At 71.6% G+C, this 18,275-nt stretch carries 20 protein-coding genes; 9 read left to right on the top strand and 11 right to left on the bottom strand.

Annotation, left to right across the window (positions count from 1 at the left end):
* Positions 1–36: 36 nt before the first annotated feature.
* Positions 37–879, bottom strand: coding sequence for an aminodeoxychorismate lyase (locus NZH93_RS29105; RefSeq protein ID WP_259626418.1), 843 nt, complete (start codon positions 877–879; stop codon positions 37–39).
* Between the two features lie 34 nt (positions 880–913).
* Here NZH93_RS29105 and NZH93_RS29100 point away from each other — a divergent pair, with 34 nt between their 5' ends.
* From NZH93_RS29100 to NZH93_RS29080, 5 genes are all read left to right on the top strand, one after another.
* On the top strand, positions 914–1,351 hold the full coding sequence (locus NZH93_RS29100; protein WP_259626417.1) for a Fur family transcriptional regulator: 438 nt from the start codon (positions 914–916) through the stop codon (positions 1,349–1,351).
* Positions 1,348–2,442: a CAF17-like 4Fe-4S cluster assembly/insertion protein YgfZ gene (gene ygfZ / locus NZH93_RS29095; RefSeq protein ID WP_372506905.1), complete on the top strand. Its 1,095-nt coding sequence runs from the start codon at positions 1,348–1,350 to the stop codon at positions 2,440–2,442. The genes NZH93_RS29100 and ygfZ overlap by 4 nt, the downstream gene beginning before the upstream one ends.
* Before the next feature lie 125 nt (positions 2,443–2,567).
* On the top strand, positions 2,568–3,320 hold the full coding sequence (locus tag NZH93_RS29090) for a 3-keto-5-aminohexanoate cleavage protein (RefSeq protein ID WP_259626415.1): 753 nt from the start codon (positions 2,568–2,570) through the stop codon (positions 3,318–3,320).
* 60 nt (positions 3,321–3,380) lie between these two features.
* Positions 3,381–3,956 (top strand): RsiG family protein, encoded by a 576-nt coding sequence (locus NZH93_RS29085; protein ID WP_259626414.1) that lies wholly within the window; start codon positions 3,381–3,383, stop codon positions 3,954–3,956.
* Positions 3,957–4,145: 189 nt separating this feature from the next.
* Positions 4,146–5,303 carry an MFS transporter gene (locus tag NZH93_RS29080; protein ID WP_259626413.1) on the top strand — a complete coding sequence of 386 codons (1,158 nt, stop codon included), beginning with the start codon at positions 4,146–4,148 and terminating at the stop codon, positions 5,301–5,303.
* Positions 5,304–5,372: 69 nt separating this feature from the next.
* On the opposite strand, the gene NZH93_RS29075 is transcribed toward NZH93_RS29080, so the two are convergent.
* Both NZH93_RS29075 and NZH93_RS29070 read right to left on the bottom strand, forming a co-directional pair.
* Positions 5,373–6,014: a hypothetical protein gene (locus tag NZH93_RS29075; RefSeq protein WP_259626412.1), complete on the bottom strand. Its 642-nt coding sequence runs from the start codon at positions 6,012–6,014 to the stop codon at positions 5,373–5,375.
* A 59-nt stretch (positions 6,015–6,073) separates the two neighbouring features.
* On the bottom strand, positions 6,074–6,970 hold the full coding sequence (locus tag NZH93_RS29070) for a DUF8083 family protein (protein ID WP_259626411.1): 897 nt from the start codon (positions 6,968–6,970) through the stop codon (positions 6,074–6,076).
* A gap of 183 nt (positions 6,971–7,153) precedes the next feature.
* Here NZH93_RS29070 and NZH93_RS29065 point away from each other — a divergent pair, with 183 nt between their 5' ends.
* A complete protein-coding gene (locus NZH93_RS29065) occupies positions 7,154–7,339 on the top strand; it encodes a DUF3073 domain-containing protein (RefSeq protein WP_106196235.1) in 186 nt (61 codons plus the stop codon).
* Between the two features lie 66 nt (positions 7,340–7,405).
* Here the strand turns inward: NZH93_RS29065 and NZH93_RS29060 are convergent, their stop codons facing one another.
* Positions 7,406–8,470, bottom strand: a complete 1,065-nt coding sequence (locus NZH93_RS29060) for an NADH:flavin oxidoreductase/NADH oxidase (RefSeq protein WP_259626410.1) — start codon at positions 8,468–8,470, stop codon at positions 7,406–7,408.
* A 313-nt stretch (positions 8,471–8,783) separates the two neighbouring features.
* Between NZH93_RS29060 and NZH93_RS29055 the strand changes: the two genes are divergently transcribed.
* The 3 genes from NZH93_RS29055 to NZH93_RS29045 all read left to right on the top strand — a co-directional run bounded on the left by NZH93_RS29055 (position 8,784) and on the right by NZH93_RS29045 (position 10,803).
* Positions 8,784–9,485 (top strand): Crp/Fnr family transcriptional regulator, encoded by a 702-nt coding sequence (locus NZH93_RS29055; RefSeq protein ID WP_259626409.1) that lies wholly within the window; start codon positions 8,784–8,786, stop codon positions 9,483–9,485.
* Positions 9,486–9,580: 95 nt separating this feature from the next.
* Entirely contained in the window at positions 9,581–10,396 is an 816-nt protein-coding gene (locus NZH93_RS29050) for a hypothetical protein (protein WP_259626408.1), read from the top strand.
* Between the two features lie 29 nt (positions 10,397–10,425).
* Positions 10,426–10,803 (top strand): hypothetical protein, encoded by a 378-nt coding sequence (locus NZH93_RS29045; RefSeq protein WP_259626407.1) that lies wholly within the window; start codon positions 10,426–10,428, stop codon positions 10,801–10,803.
* A 22-nt stretch (positions 10,804–10,825) separates the two neighbouring features.
* Here NZH93_RS29045 and iolD read toward each other — a convergent pair whose 3' ends face one another.
* From iolD to NZH93_RS29010, 7 genes are read right to left on the bottom strand one after another with little or no spacing between them, the layout of a single operon-like run.
* Entirely contained in the window at positions 10,826–12,676 is a 1,851-nt protein-coding gene (gene iolD / locus NZH93_RS29040) for a 3D-(3,5/4)-trihydroxycyclohexane-1,2-dione acylhydrolase (decyclizing) (RefSeq protein ID WP_259626406.1), read from the bottom strand.
* Complete coding sequence (gene iolB, locus NZH93_RS29035) at positions 12,673–13,560, bottom strand: 5-deoxy-glucuronate isomerase (protein WP_259626405.1); 888 nt, start codon at positions 13,558–13,560, stop codon at positions 12,673–12,675. Before iolB ends, iolD begins: the two co-directional genes overlap by 4 nt.
* The gene (locus tag NZH93_RS29030; protein ID WP_259626404.1) at positions 13,557–14,465 is read right to left on the bottom strand and encodes a Cgl0159 family (beta/alpha)8-fold protein; all 909 of its coding nucleotides are present in this window, start codon (positions 14,463–14,465) and stop codon (positions 13,557–13,559) included. Before NZH93_RS29030 ends, iolB begins: the two co-directional genes overlap by 4 nt.
* Entirely contained in the window at positions 14,462–15,391 is a 930-nt protein-coding gene (gene iolC / locus NZH93_RS29025; protein ID WP_259626403.1) for a 5-dehydro-2-deoxygluconokinase, read from the bottom strand. The genes NZH93_RS29030 and iolC overlap by 4 nt, the downstream gene beginning before the upstream one ends.
* Positions 15,391–16,182, bottom strand: a complete 792-nt coding sequence (locus NZH93_RS29020; protein ID WP_259626402.1) for an ATP-binding cassette domain-containing protein — start codon at positions 16,180–16,182, stop codon at positions 15,391–15,393. Before NZH93_RS29020 ends, iolC begins: the two co-directional genes overlap by 1 nt.
* Positions 16,179–17,228, bottom strand: coding sequence for an ABC transporter permease (locus NZH93_RS29015; protein WP_259626401.1), 1,050 nt, complete (start codon positions 17,226–17,228; stop codon positions 16,179–16,181). The genes NZH93_RS29020 and NZH93_RS29015 overlap by 4 nt, the downstream gene beginning before the upstream one ends.
* A gap of 32 nt (positions 17,229–17,260) precedes the next feature.
* Positions 17,261–18,271, bottom strand: coding sequence for a sugar ABC transporter substrate-binding protein (locus tag NZH93_RS29010; protein WP_259626400.1), 1,011 nt, complete (start codon positions 18,269–18,271; stop codon positions 17,261–17,263).
* Between the last annotated feature and the right edge of the window lie 4 nt (positions 18,272–18,275).

The following is an 18,275-nucleotide window of genomic DNA, read 5'->3' as shown; positions in this document are numbered from 1 at the left end:
GTCGTCGGGCTCCGGCAGGAGCCCGACGACGGGGTTCTAGTACTCCGACTCGTACAGGTCCGCCAGTTCGGTCGCGAGTGCCGAGGCGTCGGTCAGCGGCTTGCCGTCGAGGGTGTGGACGCGGGTGACCTTGCGGACGCTCGACACCAGGAAGACGCCGTCGGCGGTGTGGAGGTCGGCGGCCGGGATCGGTTCGACGACGACCGTCCAGCCCTCGCGCTTCGCGGCGCGGAAGAGGGCGGCCTGGGTGGTGCCGGGGAGGATGCCGAGGGTGGCCGGCGGGGTGGTGATGGTGCGGCCGTTGACCGCCAGCAGGGTCGACGTGGGGCCTTCGAGGACGCTGCCGCTGGACGTGGTGAAGACGACCTCCTCCGCGCCGCGGCGTTCGGCCTCGCGCAGCGCCGCCATGTTGACCGCGTACGACAGGGTCTTGGCGCCGAGGAGCAGCCACGGGGCGCGCTCGGCCAGGCCCGGCTCGATGCCCCGGTCCAGTGTGACGGCCGAGATGCCCGCCGCGCGCTGGGCCAGCACCTTCGCGCTGATCGGCAGGCCGAGGGCGAACCCGGTGGGGGTGCCGTCGCCGCCTTCGATCCCGCGCGTGTAGACGAGCTTCAGCGCCATCTCCGCGCCGCCGGACCAGTTGTCCAGCACGAGGGAGGTGGCCCGCTCGAACGCCGCCCTGTCGGGCTCCGGGAGTTCCAGGATCGCCGCGGACCTGGCCAGCCGGTCGAGGTGGGGGTCGAGCTCCCGTGGTTTGCCGTCGACGACCAGGATCGTTTCGAAGATCCCGTCGCCGCGCACCAACCCGAGGTCGTCCACCCGCAGCAGCGGGGCGTCGGGGTCTGCCAGGGTTCCGTCGAGAAGTGCCAGCACGCGCATACGGGCAGACTACTCACGGCCTACCATCGGCATGGTGGAGACCGCAAGTGGCAGGCAGGCGTTGCGCAAGACGTTGCACGAGCGCGGCATGCGCATGACACCCCAGCGACAGCTCGTGCTCGACGCGGTGCGTGAACTGGAGCACGCGACACCCGAGCAGATCTGCACCAGGGTCCAGGCGACCGCGTCGACGGTGAACATCACCACGATCTACCGGACGCTCGACCTGCTCGACAAGCTCGGGCTGGTCAGGCACACGCACCTCGGCCACGGCGCGCCGACGTACTCCGCCGACGACCACGAGCACGTGCACCTGGTGTGCCACCGCTGCGGGCGGATGGACGAGATCCCGTGCGACCTGCTCGAGGAGCTGGCCGGAACACTCGGCAGGGTTTACGGGTTCGAACTGGACGCAAGCCACCTCGCGCTGTCCGGCACGTGCCGGGAATGCCTGGAACTGGAGACCGAGTGAACTCACCGCTGCTCACCGCACCGGGCGCCGTCGCACCGTTCGACGGCGCTCCCGACCAGGGCGTGCCATGGCACTTCGGCGACCCGTTCGCCGAGCAGCGGTCGGCGGCGCGCTCCGTCGCGGTCGTCGACCGCTCGCACCGCGGCGTGATCGCCGTGCCCGGTGACGACCGGTTGAGCTGGCTGCACTCGTTGACCAGCCAGCACTTCGCCGCGCTGGCCGAGGGCAGGGGCACGGAGGCGCTGGTCCTCGACGTGCAGGGCCGGGTCGAGCACCACGCCGTCGTCGCGAACGTCGGCGGCACCGTGTACCTCGACGTGGAGGCCCGCACCACCGAGCCGCTGCTGAAGTACCTCGACTCGATGCGGTTCTGGTCGAAGGTCGAGCCGCGCGACGCGACGGCGGAGTTCGCCGTGCTGTCGCTGGTCGGACCGGACGTGGCCGCGCTGCTGGCGAAGCTGGACGTGCCGGTGCCCGGCAAGCCGGACGAGGCCGTCGCCCTGCCGGACGGCGGGTTCGCGCGCCGGATGACGTGGCCCGGCCACGACGCCGTCGACCTGGCCGTGCCGCGCGCCGACCTCGTGGCCTGGTGGGGTCGGCTGACCGACGCCGGTGCCCGGCCCGCGGGCACGTGGGCGTTCGAGGCGCTGCGGGTCGAGTCGCTGCGGCCCAGGCTCGGCCTGGACACCGACGAGAAGACCATTCCGCACGAGGTCAACTGGATCGGCTCCGCCGTGCACCTGGACAAGGGGTGCTACCGGGGCCAGGAGACCGTGTCGAAGGTGCACAACGTCGGCCGCCCGCCGAGGCGGATGCTGCTCCTGCACCTCGACGGCTCCCGCGAGGTGCAACCCGAGACCGGGGACCCGGTGCTGCTCGGCGACCGGGTGGTCGGCCGGGTCGGCAGCGTCGCGCTGCACCACGAGCTGGGCACGGTGGCGTTGGCGCTGGTCAAGCGCTCGGTGCCGGTGGACGCGGAACTGCTGCTCGGCGTGGACGACCGGGTCGTGCAGGGGTCCATCGACCCGGACTCGATCCCGCCGGACACCCCCGCGCTCGGCCGCGAGGCGGCGCGGAACCTGGGCCGCTGACGGCGTGATCCCGGTCCGGGGCCCGGTTTTCCCGGAACCGGTACCGGGATGCCGGGCGGCTGTCCGGTGGACGGGAGGCCCGCCACCCCCGTCGTCCGCGGCTGGACCTGTGCCAGTATTTCGCCATGGCCCGCCCCGGCTCACCCGGCACGCTGCTCACGGTCGTTCCTCGATCGACGAGGTCGATCGAGGTGCTGCTGGCGGGCGCACTGGCCGTCGAGCGCGTGGGCGCGGGTGTCGTGCGGGTCCCGTCGACCGGTCTGACCAGCACCGCTGACGCCGTGGCGGGGCTGCGCGAGCAGACCGCGCTGCTCGTCCAACTGGCCGACGTCACCGACGAGCGGGCCCTCGACGCCCTGCCGGACAGCGCTTCCTGCCCGCTCGCCGAGGCGGGTTCCGCCGACGGTTGGGCGGCGCTGGTCCGACTCCACACGGCCCTGCGGGACCGCGGCGTCGCGCCGGAGTACGAGATCACCCGGACGGACCAGTTCGCCGTGCTGCGCAGGCTCCTGGACGACCACGGACTTCCCCCGAACGGCCGGGTGCACGTCGGTCTGGTCCTGGGTACCCCTGGAGGACTGCCGGGTGACGCGGCAACCCTGGTCGACGCCGTGCGTCTTCTCCCCGTGGGGGCGACCTTCTCGGCGGCCGGGCTGGGTGGGTCGACCATCCCGGTGATGCTGACGGCGTTGGCCACCGGTGGCCACCTCCGGGTGGGCACCGCCGACACCTCCGACTACGCCGAGGGCCAGGCGGCGCGGGACGACGTCCAGCTCGTGGCGCGCGCCGCGGGGCTGGCCAAGATCGCTCAACGGCCACCGCTCGCGGCGGCCGGGGCACGGGAACTACTGGGTGCGCACGGTCCGGTACAGGTTTGACACCACTTTGGAAGCAGGTTCGTGTTGGCGGCTGAGCAGGATCTACCTCAGGATGAGTACGTGATCGAGGTGCGTCCTGGCGGACGCCGCCGTATCGACCGGGTGCTCGCCCCTGACTACGCAGAGGGCGTCGAGCAGCGCCCTCTCGCCGACGTGCGCGCGCTGCGCGACGAAGCGGCCCAAGAGGAGACCGACCTCTCCTACCTCCGACGCCTGCTGCACGCGCGGATCGACATCGTGCGCGCGGAGAAGCTCCGGCGGACCGATGGCGGTTCGTCCGTGGTCGACCAGCTCGCGACGATCCTCGCGTCCAACGCGGTGGGTCCGTCGACCGGTCTCGGCCGCTACCAGTCCCACGAGCCGTCACGGGCGGACGCCCACCAGCGGCACGTGGAAGCGCTCGTCTCGGACGTCGACCTCTCGGACGTCAGCACGCTGTCGGACGAGAAGCTGGACCTGACCCTGCGCACCTTCATCGGCGAGGAGGCCTCGGTCTCCCAGCGCCGCCGCCAGGTGCAGGTCGTCATGGACCAGCTCAACGCCGAGATCGCGGGCCGCTACCAGCGCGGGAGCGCGTCGGTGGACGACCTGCTCGCGAGCGAGCGGGGCAGGCCGAACAACCGGCTCAAGGAGTAGCCGACACCGCCCGGCACCACGTGCGGGCACGGCGGACACTGCCGCTTCGACGTGCCCCGCGGGGCGTGCCGGGCGGCTTTTTTGCTGTTGCACGTGCATTTGCACTAACCGTGCATCGGCCAGTGATACGAGTTCCCAACTAGTGGAATTTCCTTCCCGACTGATGGACGCCGGGCCTACCGTGCAGCCATGGCGGGTCGCTACAGGTGGGTGGTCCTGGCGGTGGGCGCGCTGGCCCAGGGCACGAACGCGGCGGTGTTCCTCGGTCTCCCCGCCCTCATCCCGCAGCTCCGCGCCCACTTCGACCTGCCCCTGCCCCAGGTCGGCCTGCTCATCGGCGCCGTCAACCTGGGCACGATGCTCACCCTCGTCACCTGGGGCGCGCTGGCGGACCGGCGCGGCGAACGCCTGGTCATGACCATCGGCGGCGTCGGCGCGGCAGGCTGCCTGGCGCTGGCGGCCACCGACAGCGCACTGGTCGCGGGGCTGGCCCTGTTCGGCGCGGGCGTCTTCGGCGCCAGCGTGAACGCGGCGAGCGGCCGGGCCGTCATGTCCTGGTTCACCAGGGAGCGGCGCGGCTTCGCCATGGGCATCCGCCAGACGGCCACCCCGCTCGGCGCGGCGCTGGCGGCGGTGGCCCTCCCGGCCGTCGCCGCGAGCGCGGGCGTCCCGGCGGCCTTCCTGGCGCTGAGCGGCTTCACCGGGCTGGTGGCCGTGGCCGTCGCCGTGTTCATCCGGGAACCACCGGACGCGGTCCGCTCCACGACCGGCCAGGGCGTGGTCCTGCGCGACCCGGCGCTCATCCGGCTGAGCGTCGCCAGCGGCCTCCTGGTGGTCCCCCAGTTCACCGCGGCCGCCCTCGTGGTGGAACTCCTGCACGACCACCGCGGCCTGGCCCTCGGCGCCGCGTCCGCCCTCTTCGCCGTGGCCCAGGTGCTGGGCGGCGCGGGCAGGTTGGGAGCGGGCGTGTGGTCGGACCGGGTCGACAGCCGACTGGGCCCGCTGCGCACGATCACCGTCCTGGTCGCGGCGGGCTTCCTGCTGTCCGCGGCGCTGCTGGAGGCCCCGGTCTGGCTGCTGGCGGCGGCGCTGGTCCCCACCACCGCCCTGGCCGTGTGCTGGAACGGGCTGGCGGTCACGGCCGCGGCGGAACTGGCCCCGCCGGGGAGCAGCGGCACCGCGCTGGGCATGCAGAACTCGGCCAACTACCTCAGCGCGTCCATCACCCCGGCGCTGGCCGGGTGGGTGGCGGTCACCACCTCGTGGCAGGCGGCGCTGCTGCTGGCGGCCGGTGCGGCGGTGGCGGCGCGGGTGCTGCTCCGGGACCGGTCCGCCGTGGTGGCGTGAGGACGTGGACCGCCCTGCCGGGGCACGGCGGTCCACGATCCGGCCTTCACCGGCGAAGCCCGATCGCCCCTACCCGGCGCGGCCGACGCAGTAGCCGCCCGCCACCAGGTACCTGTGGTGGGCCGCGCCGACCCGCAGGTCGACGACCCAGCCCGCGGCGGCGCTCCAGTCGCCCGGCCACACGTCCACGAACTCGGCCACGTCGCCCTCACCGGTCACCCTGGTGAGGACCAGGTCGGCCACCTCGTCACCGACGGGCACGCCGACCGCGTCGGGCTCGGCCCCCGAGACCCACCGCTCCCCGGCCTCCGTCTTCACCAGCACGGGAGGCGTCTCGGAGCGCGTGGAACCGTCCGGCGCGCAGCCGACCGAACTCCGCGCCCCCAGCAGCGCGTACAGCGACCGCCCGTCCGGCCCCAGCAGGCGGAAGTGCTCCTCGGCCCCGCCGAGGCCCCCGTCCACCCCGCCGCCCAGCACCCTCAGCCCCACGGCGAACGGGCTGGCGCCCGCCCAGTCCTCCACGGGCACGACCTGCTCGCAGCAGGGCACGGGCAGGCTCTGCCGCCCCTCGTACACCGCCCCAACGGCCGGGCCGCCCGCGACGTCACGGGCCTTCACCGGGACCACCTGGGCGTGGACGAACCCCGGTTCGGCCACCGCCGCCCCGGACCCCAGCAACCCGAACGCCAACACCAGTGCCACCAGTCTCATGACGAACCCCCTCGTCCCGGATGATCCAACTCGGGAGTTGTACAGGAGGGCACCGACAATCAGCCGTGGCGTTCCCGAAGGCCCAGTTCGGACCAGAACTCGCGCAGCGACTCGTACCGGAGGGCGACCGCCTCCGAGTCCCCGGCCTCCAGCGCGTCGATGATCGCGTTCACGTCCTGGGCGGACGTGTCCTCCAGCAGGTCCTTGTCCTCGACGAGCTGCACCAGGCCGCCGTAGTCCAACTCCACGGCCGAGTGAGGGTGGAAGTTCTCCAGCCACCGTCCGGTGTCGGCGAGCACCCGAGCAGGGCCGTTCTCCCCGATCGAGCGCTTCACGATCGTGTGAGCCCGAGCCACCCGTCGGCGGGCGTCGGCCATCGCGACCCGCCAGGAGAGCTGCCGGGCCGGGTCGTTCTGCGGGGCCAGCACGATCCGCCGGGTGTCCGGGTCCACCAGCGCGAACCACGGCAGCGGCACCGTCCAGGTCGTCGACACCACGTGGACGGCCCCGGCGTTCAGCTCGGCCATCACGAAGGCCGCTCGGGTCCGCGCCTCGTCGGCGGCGGTGCTCAGGGCCTCCTCGCGGAGCGGGCCGGAGGACTGGGCGAGGAAGCCGATCAGGCCCGCGGCCGAGCGGGCCCGCAGGTCGAGGGGGCAGACCAGCGGTCCGGGACCGACGCGGGCGGCGTCGCTGGTCGGCACCTCGGCGGGGCTGATCGTCATCACGTCGAAGGGCGCGTTGGGTGCCGCGCCACGCCCGTCCGACCGATCTCCGGGGAGCAATCTCGGCGGTGTGGCCAATTGTGACCGCAACCACAGCTCTCGTTCGCGGTTGCCCGCGTCGGCTCGGCTCAGCGGCCCTTTTTCCAGCGCGCGACGCACCTGATCAGCCAACGCGGGTTCGAGCGCCGACAGCGGCTCGTACACCCGGAGGTAGGCGACGAACGGTCGAGGCACGTGTGCATCGTGCCATGAGGGCCCTCGGAGGAGATTGGGCGGTGCGTCTCACAACTCCCAGGGCCTACCGCGTCGCGAGGAACCCCATCGACACGGTACGGTAGTTACCAGGAACTAGTTGTCGAGACGAGTGGGGCCGCCGTTCCCCCGGCCGCCCCCGTCCCTGTCTGAGGGGGTCGAGCCATGGGGCGCGGCCGAGCGAAGGCCAAGCAGACGAAGGTGGCCCGAGAGCTTAAGTACAGCTCCCATTCCACCGACTTTGACGCCTTGCAACGCGAGCTGTCCAGCGGCGAGTCCGCGAATGGACACTTCAGCGACGAGCGACCAGACGATCCGTCGGAAGACGGATACGACGACTACCGTCGCTGAATCAACCTGGGACTCTCAAGGGTTGAGCTGCCACAAGCAGCTCAACCCTTGAAGTCTCGGGACCTTCTAGAGCGCCCTCGCGTACTGCTTGGGCGCCTTCACCTCCGCCCCGAGCTGACCCGCTGCGCGCAGCGGCCAGTACGGGTCGCGGAGCAGTTCGCGCGCCAGTAGGACGATGTCCGCCGACCCGTCGGCGAGGATCGTCTCAGCCTGCCGGGCGTCGGTGATGAGTCCGACGGCCCCGGTGGGCACTTCGGCCTTCTTCCGAACGGCGTCCGCGAACGGCACCTGGTAGCCCGGCCCCAAGGTGATCTTGGCGTCGGGGACCAGGCCACCGGTCGACGTGTCGATCAGGTCCGCGCCGACGTCCGCCAGCGCGCGCGAGAGCCGGACGCTGTCCTCCACGTCCCAGCCCCCGTCGACCCAGTCGGTGGCGGAGATGCGGACGAGCACGGGCACGTCCTCGCCGACCTCCGCGCGCACCGCCGCCGTGACCTCGACGGCGAGCCGGATGCGCCCCTGGAAGTCGCCGCCGTAGGAGTCGGTGCGCTTGTTCGTGAGCGGCGACAGGAACTGGTGCAGCAGGTAGCCGTGGGCGGCGTGGACCTCCAGGAGCTGGAAACCCGCGTCGACCGCCCGGCGAGCGGCGGCGGCGAAGTCGCGGACGACCTGGCGGATGCCGTCCTCGTCCAGTTCGACCGGGGTCCGGTAGGTCTCGTCGAACGGCTCGGACCCGGCGCCCACGGGCGTCCAGCCGCCTTGGTCGTCCGGCACGCCGCCGTGCTCGTCGGCGAACGGCGCGTAGGTCGAGGCCTTGCGGCCCGCGTGCGCGAGCTGCATGCCCGCCACGGCGCCGTGCTCGCGGATGAACGCGGCGATCGGCCGCCACGCCTCGCGCTGCTCGTCGTTCCAGATGCCGGTGTCACCGGGCGAGATGCGGCCGATGTCCTGGACGGACGTGGCCTCGGTGAAGACCAGGCCGGCACCGCCGACCGCGCGGGAGCCGAGGTGGACCAGGTGCCAGGCGTCGGGCAGGCCGTCCACCGACGAGTACTGGCACATCGGGCTCACGGCGATCCGGTTCGGCAGGGTCACCGACCGCAGGTCGAGCGGGGTGAACAGCAGGCTCACAACGGGCTCCTTCTTCTCGTGGGCGCTGCCTGGTCCAAGCTTCGGCACCCGCCGACTTGTTCCCGTTCCGCCGCGGATCACAGCAGGTGGGAGCAGCGGAATTCCAGCCGGTCCGGTATCCATTCCCAATAGAAGTTGATCATCGAATTGGCGATAAGACGCATCGCCTGCGCCATGCGTCCAATTGGGTGTACTCTCCGCTGCACGTTCGGGCTCCCCGCCGCACACACTTACTCTCAGGTACGAGTGTGCGCTCACGATTGAATTCGATTTTCACATCGCCCGCCGGTACCGACGAGTAACCAGGATCCAAATGCCATTGCCCACAGCAACACAGGATCTCGCGTGGCCGTCGAACAGCCTGCTGGGCCGCCTGCGCGAGGGTCCGAGACAGGAACTCCTGAACATCGGGACGGTCGTTCGCTATCCGGCGGACAAGGAAGTCATCGAGCAGGACGCGAGCGACACTCATGTGCTCCTGCTGCTGGACGGGGTCGTGAAGGTCCAGGCCTCGGACGAGACCGGCAACACCGCGCTGCTGGCCATCCGCGTCGCGGGCGACCTCGTGGGCGAGATGTCGGCCCTGGACCAGAAGCCGCGCTCGGCCACGGTGGTGACCTGCGGGGACGTCGTGGCCAAGATGATCAGCGCCGCCGAGCTGACCGCCTTTCTGCACCGCCGCTACGACGCGTTCCTCGAATTGTTCGCGATGACGAACGACCGGCTCCGATGGGCCAATCAGCGGCGTCGTGATTTCCTCTCGCACCCCGCGGCGGAGAGGGTCGCGCGAGTGGTCTGCGAGTTGGTGCAGACCTATGGTCGAGAAGAGGCCGAGGGATGGGTGCTGGGAATCCCGCTAACCAAAGTCGAACTGGCGTCGATCGCCGGGATGAAGCCGCGAACGGCCGAGAAGGCGTTCAGCGATCTGCGCAAGGCGGGCGTCGTGGTGAGCCATCTGAGGCGCAACGTGGTCGTTCCCGACCTCCAGCGTTTGCGTGAATTCGCAAGCTACTGAGACAAGACCGCACTTTTGCGGTTTTCCGTCCGATGTCGTACAGGACAGTGACTCTGCGCAGCAGCCTGTTCGAACCCACCCGGAGGTCATTCGCCATGAACCAGGCCAACTTTCGGCGCAGCCTGCTCGTCAGCTGCGACCTGCGCAAGTACGGCGCGGCCGACGACCAGCTCCAGCGGATCCTCCAGGAACTGCTGATCCAGAGCCTGGACCGCGCGGGTCAGGTGGCCGGACTGGACCGCACCACGTGGCACCGCCAACCCAAGGGCGACGAGGAGTTCGCCGTGCTGCCACCCGACAGCCCGGAACGACCGGTGGTGGACGACTACGTGCGGGCGCTGAACGCCGAACTCCAGTCGGTCAACCGCTACCGCGTCCCCGACGCCAAGGTCCGCATGCGGATGGCACTGCACCACGGCGCCATCGTCGACGGCGCGAACGGCTTCCCCGGCAACGACGCGGTCCTGGTCAGCCGCCTGCTCAACAGCCAGGCCGCGCACCAGGCACTGGAGGACTTCCCCAACGCCGACCTCGTGGTCGTCCTCTCCGACCACCTCTACGGCACGCTCGTCGCCGCGGGCCACACGTCGCTGAAGCCCTCCGACTTCCGCAAGGTCGACGTGACCGTGAAGAACTTCAAGGGCCACGGCTGGATGTGGATCCCGGACGGCGACGTGCACGCGATGAAGTTCGACGAGGCCGCGGAACCCGCCGAGCTGCCCCCGGCGCAGACCGGCTCGGTGAACCAGCACGCGGTCGCGAGCGGCGGCTCCGCGATCTACCAGGCGGGCAACGACATCCGCATCCCGCGCTCCGTGCAGAACGCGGACGTCATCCAGAACTTCGACGGCAACGACATGAAGGGCTCGTCGTTCGGCCCGAACTACCACGGGAGAACTGGCGAGAACTGATGGCGAGAACCAGGTTCGAGAGGAAACGGATGCCGGACGAGGGGCTCCGCCTGCTGGCGGGCACGATCGCGGGCGCGTTGGTCAAGGCGATGGACACCCACCTCTGGACGGGTGTCCGCACGGAGGTCGCGGGTGTGCTTGGCTCCGGCGAACCGCGCAGGGTCGAGTTCGTCACGACCAGGCTCCAGGCCTCGCGCGACGAACTCGCCCTGGTGCCGCTGGAACGCCAGACCCAGGCCAGGGCGGAGTTCACCACGGAGTGGCGCGGGTCGATCCACGCCGTCCTGTGGGAGCACCCGGAGCTGGAGCAGGAGCTGCGGGCGGTGCTCGGGGCCATCAGCCCGGCACTGCCCCGCACCCCCGTGGACGCCGCCGTCCTGCACCCGGCCCCGCCCGGCCTGTCCTAGCCGAACCGGAGCCGGGGCCTGGTTACAGGTAGCGGACCTGCCGCGCCTTGTCCTCCAGCATCCGGTCGTGGGCCTCGTCGATCTCCTCGCGGTGCGAGACCGAGGGAACGGCGACCTCCCACCAGGCCTCGGCCTCGGTCCAGGAGGCCGGGTGGGTCCGGATCACGACGACCGCGGGCCGCCGTTCCCCGGCCGCCGCGTCCCGAGCCCGCCGGTACGCGTCGGCCAGGTCGTCCAGCTTGTCCACCGAGAAGACCGCGCACCCCAGCGACGCGGCGTGGCCCGCGAAGTCGGTGCGCGGCGGCGAGGCGTGCGTGCTGCGCACGTCCGCGTACATGTTGTTGAACCCGACCCCGCCCTGCCCGGTCTGCAACCGGTGGATCACCGCGTACCCGTCGTTGTCGCAGACGACGGCCACGAACCCGTGCCCGGCGAACGCGGCCGAGAACAGCTCGGAGTTCAGCATCAGGTACGAGCCGTCGCCGAGCAGCGTCGTGACGACACCGGCGGGGCGGGCGATGGCGGCGCCCCACGCCCCGGCGAGCTCGTAACCCATGCAGGAGAAGCCGTACTCGACGTCCATCGTGGACTCGCCGACGGCGCGCCAGCCGCCGATCAGCTCGCCGGGCAGCCCGCCGGACGCCGTCATCACGTAGTCCTCCGGCGTGCTCAGGTCGTTGACCACGCCGACGACCTGGGCGTAGGTGGGCAGGTCCGAGTCGGGGGCGCGGAGCCCGTCGACGTGCTCGTCCCAGCGGCACCGCTCGACCACGGCCTCGGCGGCCCACGCCTGGTCGGCCTGCCACTCGCCGAGCAGGTCCGTCAGCTCCCGCAGGCCCTCGTCGGCGTCGGCCACCAGCTCCTGCGCGCCGTGCTTCACCGCGTCGAACCGGGCGGCGTTCAGCGTGAGGAGCTTGACGTGCGGCGAGAACACCGTCCACGAGGCCGTGGTGAAGTCCTGCAACCTGGTCCCCACCGCGATCACCACGTCGGCCGCCGCCGCGAGGACGTTCGCCGACGTGGACCCGGTGACCCCGAGCGGGCCCGCGTTCAGCGGGTGGTCGTGCGGGACGAGCGTTCGCCCGGCGGTGGTCTCCACGACCGGGATCCGGTGCTGCTCGGCGAACCTCAGCGCCCGCCCGCCCGCGCCGGAGTACCGGACCCCGCCGCCGAGCACCAGGAGCGGCTTGCTGGCCGCGGTGATCAGGGAGACCGCGTCGACCAGCGACCGCAGGTCGGGGCGCTGCCGGACGAGCCGGTGCACCACGGGCCGGAACAGGGCGTCGGGGAAGTCGTACGACTCCGCCTGGACGTCCTGGGGCAGGGCCAGGGTGACCGGCCCGCAGTCCGCCGGGTCGGTCAGCACCCGCGCCACCTGCGGCAGCGTGGACAGCAGTTGCTCCGGCCTGGTGATCCGGTCGAAGTACCGGCTCACGGCCCGGAAGGCGTCGTTGACGGTCGTGGTCGGGTCGTGGAAGTGCTCGACCTGCTGGAGCACCGGGTCGGGCGCGCGCCCGACGAACGTGTCGCCCGGCAACAGCAGCAGCGGCAACCGGTTCGCGTGGGCCACACCGGCGGCGGTCACCATGTTCAGCGCGCCCGGCCCGATCGACGACGTGGCGACGCCGACCTGGCGGCGGTGGGTGGCCTTGCCGATGCCAACGGCGGCCAGCGCCATCCCCTGCTCGTTGTGGCCGCGCCACACCGGCAACTCCTCGCGCACCTCCTCCAGCGCGTTGCCGATCCCGAGCACGTTGCCGTGCCCGAAGATCGCGAACACACCGGGGAACAGCGGGGCCTCGGACCCGTCGAACAGCTCGGTCCGCTGCGCCACCAGCCACCGGACGATGGCCTGCGCCGTGGTCATCCTCATGTCGTCCGTCCCTTCGCGTTCGTCACCGGACAGCGGGGATCGAGGTCCTGGTCGGTCCAGCTCTCCCGGACCCAGGTGTGCGCGGGGTCGTCGCAGAACGCCAGCGAGCGCTCGGCGCCGGGGCCTGCCAGGACGTTCAGGTAGTACATGGGGTAGCCGGGGGCGGCGACGCACGGGCCGTGGTAGCCGCGGGGGATCAGGAACACGTCGCCGTCGCGCACGGCCACGTCCTCGTCGACCTCGCCGTCACCGGTGTAGGTCTTGTGCAGCCCGAACCCCTCGCGGGACGGCGTGACACCGTCCCGGCCCGCGATCCGGAAGTAGTAGACCTCCTCGTTCACCACCTCGCACGGCTCGGTGTCGTCGTGCTTGTGCGGCGGGTAGGAGGACCAGTTGCCGTCGGGCGTGATCAGTTCGCAGGCCACGAGCTTGTCCGCGTGGTCCCACACGCCGGGCACGCCGAAGTTGGTGACCTGCCTGGTCGCGCTGCCCGCACCGCGCACCTCGACCGGCACGTCCTCGGCGGGCCCGTACCTGGGCGCCAGCCGCCGTTCGCAGCGGGCCATCGGCAGCGCCACCTCGGCGCCGTCGGCGGACGTCAGCACGACGTGCGCGTCCCGCGGCACGTAGGCGAAGTCGGTGACCCTGGTGAACACCGAGTCGCGGCCGGTCAGCTCGAACCGCTCGCCGTCGACCTCCACGACGCAGCCGCCCGCGAGGGGCAGCACGAACGCCTCGAACTCGCCGGTGTCGACCGCGCGGCTCTCCCCGGCGGCCAGCACCAGCACGCGCAGACCGGTGTAGGTCCACCCGGCCTCCTCGGGGCCGAGCCGGATCGGGTCGCCGCCGTGCCCCAGTGTCCCGAGTGGACGGTGCCAGCTCATGCCGTGACCTCCTCGTGGGCGGCGTGCAGGACGGCGGCGGCCGACGCCACCGCGCCCGCCACGTCGCCGTCCGGTGGGTAGAGCAGCGCGCGGCCGACGACCAGCCCGCGCACGGCGGGGTGCCGGAGCGACCGGCCCCACGAGGCCAGGTCGTCCTCGGGTCGCGGTGACGGCACACCGCCGAGCACCAGCGCGGGCAGCGTCGTGCTGCCCAGCGCGACGTCGGGGTCGGCGGGTGCCGGGAGCTTGAGCCAGGTGTGCGCGGACGTCGTGCCCAGGCCCGCGGCGACGGCGGCGGCACGGGCCAGCGACGCGGAGTCGGCGCGCAGCACCAGGTTCCCGGCGGCGTCCCGGTCGTACGGCAGCGGCTCGACCATCGCCATCAGGCCGAGCTGCGCCAGCGCGGACACGGCCCGCGCACAGGCCTCCAACGTCGGGGCGGTGCCCGCGTCGGAGTTCACCAGGCGCAGCAGCATCTTCCCGCCGTCGAGCCCGTTCGTGGCGATGGACGGCGCGTCGTACGCGGTGAACCGGTCGTCGACCTCCCAGTCGGCGCCGGCGAGGCCACCGCGGTTCATCGAGCCGATCACGACCTTCTCGTGCAGCCCGTCGAGCAGCAGCAGGTCCTCGACGACGTCCGGCGTGCCGAGGACCCCGTCCACGGAGGGGTCGGCCAACGCCGTGAGCAGCCGGTCCAGCAGCGACCGGCGGTCCGCCATCGCGAGCGGGTCGCCGCCGACGCCGAGCGCGCCGCGGGCCGGGTGGTCGGCCGCGACCAGGAACAGCGTCCCCCGGCCGGACAGCAGCGACTTCCGGCGGCGGCGGGCCTGGTAGGCCCGCCGGATCGCGCCGGGGTCGGTGGCCCGCGTGGTCAGCAGGTCGGCCCACCGCTCGTCGGTGATCACAGGTGCTCCTCGATCTCGTGCGGTTCGGGCATGGCGTCCGCGCACGCCAGCCGGGACGCCACCAGCGCGCCCGCGACGTTGGCGTAGCGGGCGATCCGCACCGGGTCCCAGCCCGCGAGCAGGCCGTGCGCCAGCGCACCGCCGAACGCGTCACCCGCGCCGAGCCCGCAGACCACGTCGATCGGGTGGGGCGGCACGGTCCACGACCCTTCGCGCGTCGCGACCAGCACGCCCTCCGCGCCCTTCTTCACCAGCGCGAGTTCGACGCCCCGGTCCAGCAGCCGCCGGGCGGCCTCGTCGGGATCCGAGGTGCCCACGGCGACCTCGACCTCGGTCCGGTTCCCGACGGCCACGGTCACGTGGTCCAGCATCCAGCCGATCTCCCGCCTCGCACTGTCCACATCGGACCAGAACATCGGCCGGTAGTCGAGGTCCAGCACGGTGTGCGCCTTGCGGCCGCGGTGCTCCAGCACCTTCCGCTGGGTACCCCGCGCGGGCTCGGTCGACACGCCGGTCCCGGTCACCCACAGCACCGGCACGTCCGCGACGACGTCCCACGGCACGTCCGCCGCGGCGAGCGTCAGGTCCGGCGCGATCGGCGAGCGGTAGAACAGCAGCGGCGGGTCCTCCGGCGGGTTCAGCTCGCAGAACACCACGGGCGTCTGGAGGTCCGGCGAGGTGCCGACGTAGTCGGACGACACGCCGAACCCCTCCAGCGCTTCCCGCACGTAGTCGCCGAACCCGTCCGGCCCGACCTTGGTCAGCACGGCGGTCCGCCTGCCGAGCCTCGCGGCGGCCACGGCGACGTTGGTCGCGGTGCCGCCGAGCGACTTGGCGAACGTGCGCACGGCCGACAGCGGGACACCGCTCTGCTCGGGGTAGAGGTCGACGCCGACGCGGCCGACCGTGAGCACGTCCACCGCCATCAGCCCGCGTCCCCTGCCTCGGCCGCGCGCAGTTCGTGGGACAGCGCGTCCAGTTCCGCGCCACCGGCCATCTGCCGGGTCAGCTCCTCGATGGAGATGTCCGCCTTGTCGTACGAGCCGAGCGAACGGCCCCGCTTGAGCAGCAGGAACCGGTCGCCGACCGGGTAGGCGTGGTGCGGGTTGTGGGTGATCAGCACGACGCCGAGGCCGCGGTCGCGGGCCCGTGCCACGTACTTCAGCACCACCCCGGCCTGCTTCACGCCGAGCGCGGCGGTCGGCTCGTCCAGGATCAGCACCTTCGCGCCGAAGTGCACGGCGCGCGCGATGGCGACGCACTGCCGCTCGCCGCCGGACAGCGTGCCGACGGGCTGCTCGACGTCGCGCAGGTCGATGCCCATCTCGGACAGCGCCTTCTTCGTCACCTCGCGGCCCTGCTTGCGGTCCAGCACCTTGAACGGCCCGAAGCCCCTGGTGGGTTCGGAACCAAGGAAGAAGTTGCGCCACACGCTCATCAGCGGCACCACCGCGAGGTCCTGGTAGACCGTGGCGATCCCGTGGTCGAGCGCTTCGCGCGGGGAGCCGAAGCTGATCTCCTCGCCCTCGACCCTGAGGCTGCCCCGGTCGTGCTGGTGCACGCCGGCCAGGATCTTGATCAGCGTGGACTTGCCCGCGCCGTTGTCGCCGAGCACGCAGGTCACCTCGCCCGCGTTGACCACGGTCGAGACGTCCCGCAGCGCGATGACGCTGCCGTAGGTCTTGCCGATCTCGGTGGTCTCGATCAGTGACGTCATCGCCGCACCCTCTCCGCACGCCGCCGCAGGGCGTTGTTGACCAGCACGGCGGACAGCAGCATCACGCCGAGGAAGAGCTGGAACCAGTCGCTGTTCCAGTTGGCGTAGACGATGCCCTGGCGCGCCATGCCGAAGATCAGCGCGCCGATGGCCGCGCCCACCGCGGAACCGAAGCCGCCGGTGAGCAGGCAACCGCCGATGACCGCCGCGATGATGAACTGGAACTCCAGCCCGATGCCCTGGTTGGCCTGCACGCTGGTGAACCGCAGGATGTTGATCGACCCGACCAGCCACGCCGCGAACGCCGTGGTCATGAACAGGTAGACCTTCGTGCGCATCACCGGCACGCCGACCGCGCGGGAGCTGAGCGCCGAGCCGCCGACCGCGAAGATCCAGTTGCCGAACCGCGTCCGCAGCAAGATCGACGAGGCGACGACCGTGAACAGGATCCACCAGACGATCGAGATGTAGAAGGACGTGCCGCCGAAGGTGAACGTCGACGCGAACAGGAACCCCGCGGACTCGTAGCCGTCCGTCGTGCGCATCCCGGACACCTGCACGGTGCCCGTCACGACCCGCGTGATGCCGAGGTTGAGGCCCTGCAACGCGAGGAACGTGCCGAGCGTGACGATGAAGCTGGGCAACCCCGTCCGCATCACCAGCCACCCGTTGAGCGCTCCGACGCCCAGCGCGAACAGCAGCGACGCGAACAGGGCCAGCCAGACGTTCCAGCCGAGCTGGGTGGAGAGGATGGCCGTGACCAGCGCGGTGGACGCCGTCATCACACCGGCGGAGAGGTCGAACTCGCCGCCGATCATGAGCAGCGCCACCGCCACCGCCATGATCCCCAGCGTGGAGGCGTCGTCGAGCCAGGTCGCGACGCCGCCGGGGCTGAGGAACTGCTCGGTCACGACGGAGAAGAACAGGAACACCAGGACCGCGCCGAGCAGCGACCCGATCTCCGGTCGGACGACCAGCCGGTCGAGCAGACCGGGTTTGCCGATCCGTTCGTCGGCGACGGACGGCACCTCTGATTGCGCTACCACTGCGTCCCCATCTCTCCCTTCCCGGCCGGTTCCTAGCGGGTTCCGCGCTTGGCGTACTCCTCGACCTTGTCCACGTTGGACTTGTCGACGAAGCCGGGACCGGTCAGCACGGGCTGCCCGCCGCCGACGGTGTTCGCGTTGTCCTTGTACAGCTTCAGCATCACGACCGGCAGGTAGCCCTGCTCGTACTGCTGCTGGTCGACGGCGAAGAGGACGTCGCCCGCCTTGATGGAGGCGACCACGTCGCCGTTGAGGTCGAACGTCGCCACGGCGGCCTTGCTGGACGCGCCCTTGACCGCGCTCGCGGCGTTGACGGCGACCTGCGGGTTCAGCGCCAGCACGGCGTCGATCGACGCGTCGGTCTGGAGCGCGCCCTTGATGCGGGCCTCGATGTCGGTCGGGTTGTTGATGTCGACCTGGAGGTTCGTCACCGAGCCGCCGAAGCCGGTCTTCGCGCCGTCGCAGCGCTGGTTGAGGCCGATGTTGCCCGCCTCGTGGATGACGCAGAGCAGCTTGGTCTTGCCCGCTTCCTTGAGCTTCTTGCCCGCCTGCTCGCCCGCGATGCCCTCCTCCTGGCCGACGTGCGCGAGCGCGCCGAACGACGCGCTCTTGTCGCCACCGGAGTTGATGGTGATCACCGGGATGCCCGCCTTGACGGCGGCGTCGATCGAGGTCTTCAGCGCGTCCGGGTTGGCCATCGACACGACGAGGCCGCCGACCTTCTGCGACACGGCGTTGTCGATCAGCTTGGACTGCGCGGCGGGGTCGCCGTCGGAGTTGTAGTCGACCGTCACGCCGAGCGCCTTGCCCGCGTCGGTCGCGCCGTTCTTCACCACGTTCCAGAACGCGTCACCGGCGGAGCCGTGGGTGACCACGGCGACCTTGAGCGGCCCGCTGCCGGAGGACGCGGACCCGGTGTCCGGGCTGCCGGAACCGGTGGTGTTGCTCGCACCCGGCCCGCTGCACGCGGCCAGGAGGGCGACCGCGGCCACGCCGAGGCCCACGCGCAGAACACTTCGTCTTGCAGAGCGAACAGACGTCATCGTC

The organism is Umezawaea endophytica, from assembly GCF_025061645.1.
Lineage (GTDB): Bacteria > Actinomycetota > Actinomycetes > Mycobacteriales > Pseudonocardiaceae > Umezawaea > Umezawaea endophytica.
Note: the sequence above shows the minus strand (reverse complement) of the source record. Positions and strands in the feature narration are given on the sequence as shown.

Coding starts and splice junctions, on each gene's coding strand:
- NZH93_RS29010 (WP_259626400.1), bottom strand. CDS start 18,271: ATGACGTCTGTTCGCTCTGCAAGACGAAGTGTTCTGCGCGTGGGCCTC.
- NZH93_RS29050 (WP_259626408.1), top strand. CDS start 9,581: ATGAACCAGGCCAACTTTCGGCGCAGCCTGCTCGTCAGCTGCGACCTG.
- NZH93_RS29075 (WP_259626412.1), bottom strand. CDS start 6,014: ATGAGACTGGTGGCACTGGTGTTGGCGTTCGGGTTGCTGGGGTCCGGG.
- NZH93_RS29020 (WP_259626402.1), bottom strand. CDS start 16,182: ATGACGTCACTGATCGAGACCACCGAGATCGGCAAGACCTACGGCAGC.
- NZH93_RS29065 (WP_106196235.1), top strand. CDS start 7,154: ATGGGGCGCGGCCGAGCGAAGGCCAAGCAGACGAAGGTGGCCCGAGAG.
- iolC (WP_259626403.1), bottom strand. CDS start 15,391: ATGGCGGTGGACGTGCTCACGGTCGGCCGCGTCGGCGTCGACCTCTAC.
- iolB (WP_259626405.1), bottom strand. CDS start 13,560: ATGAGCTGGCACCGTCCACTCGGGACACTGGGGCACGGCGGCGACCCG.
- NZH93_RS29080 (WP_259626413.1), top strand. CDS start 4,146: ATGGCGGGTCGCTACAGGTGGGTGGTCCTGGCGGTGGGCGCGCTGGCC.
- NZH93_RS29055 (WP_259626409.1), top strand. CDS start 8,784: ATGCCATTGCCCACAGCAACACAGGATCTCGCGTGGCCGTCGAACAGC.
- NZH93_RS29045 (WP_259626407.1), top strand. CDS start 10,426: ATGCCGGACGAGGGGCTCCGCCTGCTGGCGGGCACGATCGCGGGCGCG.
- iolD (WP_259626406.1), bottom strand. CDS start 12,676: ATGAGGATGACCACGGCGCAGGCCATCGTCCGGTGGCTGGTGGCGCAG.
- NZH93_RS29090 (WP_259626415.1), top strand. CDS start 2,568: ATGGCCCGCCCCGGCTCACCCGGCACGCTGCTCACGGTCGTTCCTCGA.
- NZH93_RS29105 (WP_259626418.1), bottom strand. CDS start 879: ATGCGCGTGCTGGCACTTCTCGACGGAACCCTGGCAGACCCCGACGCC.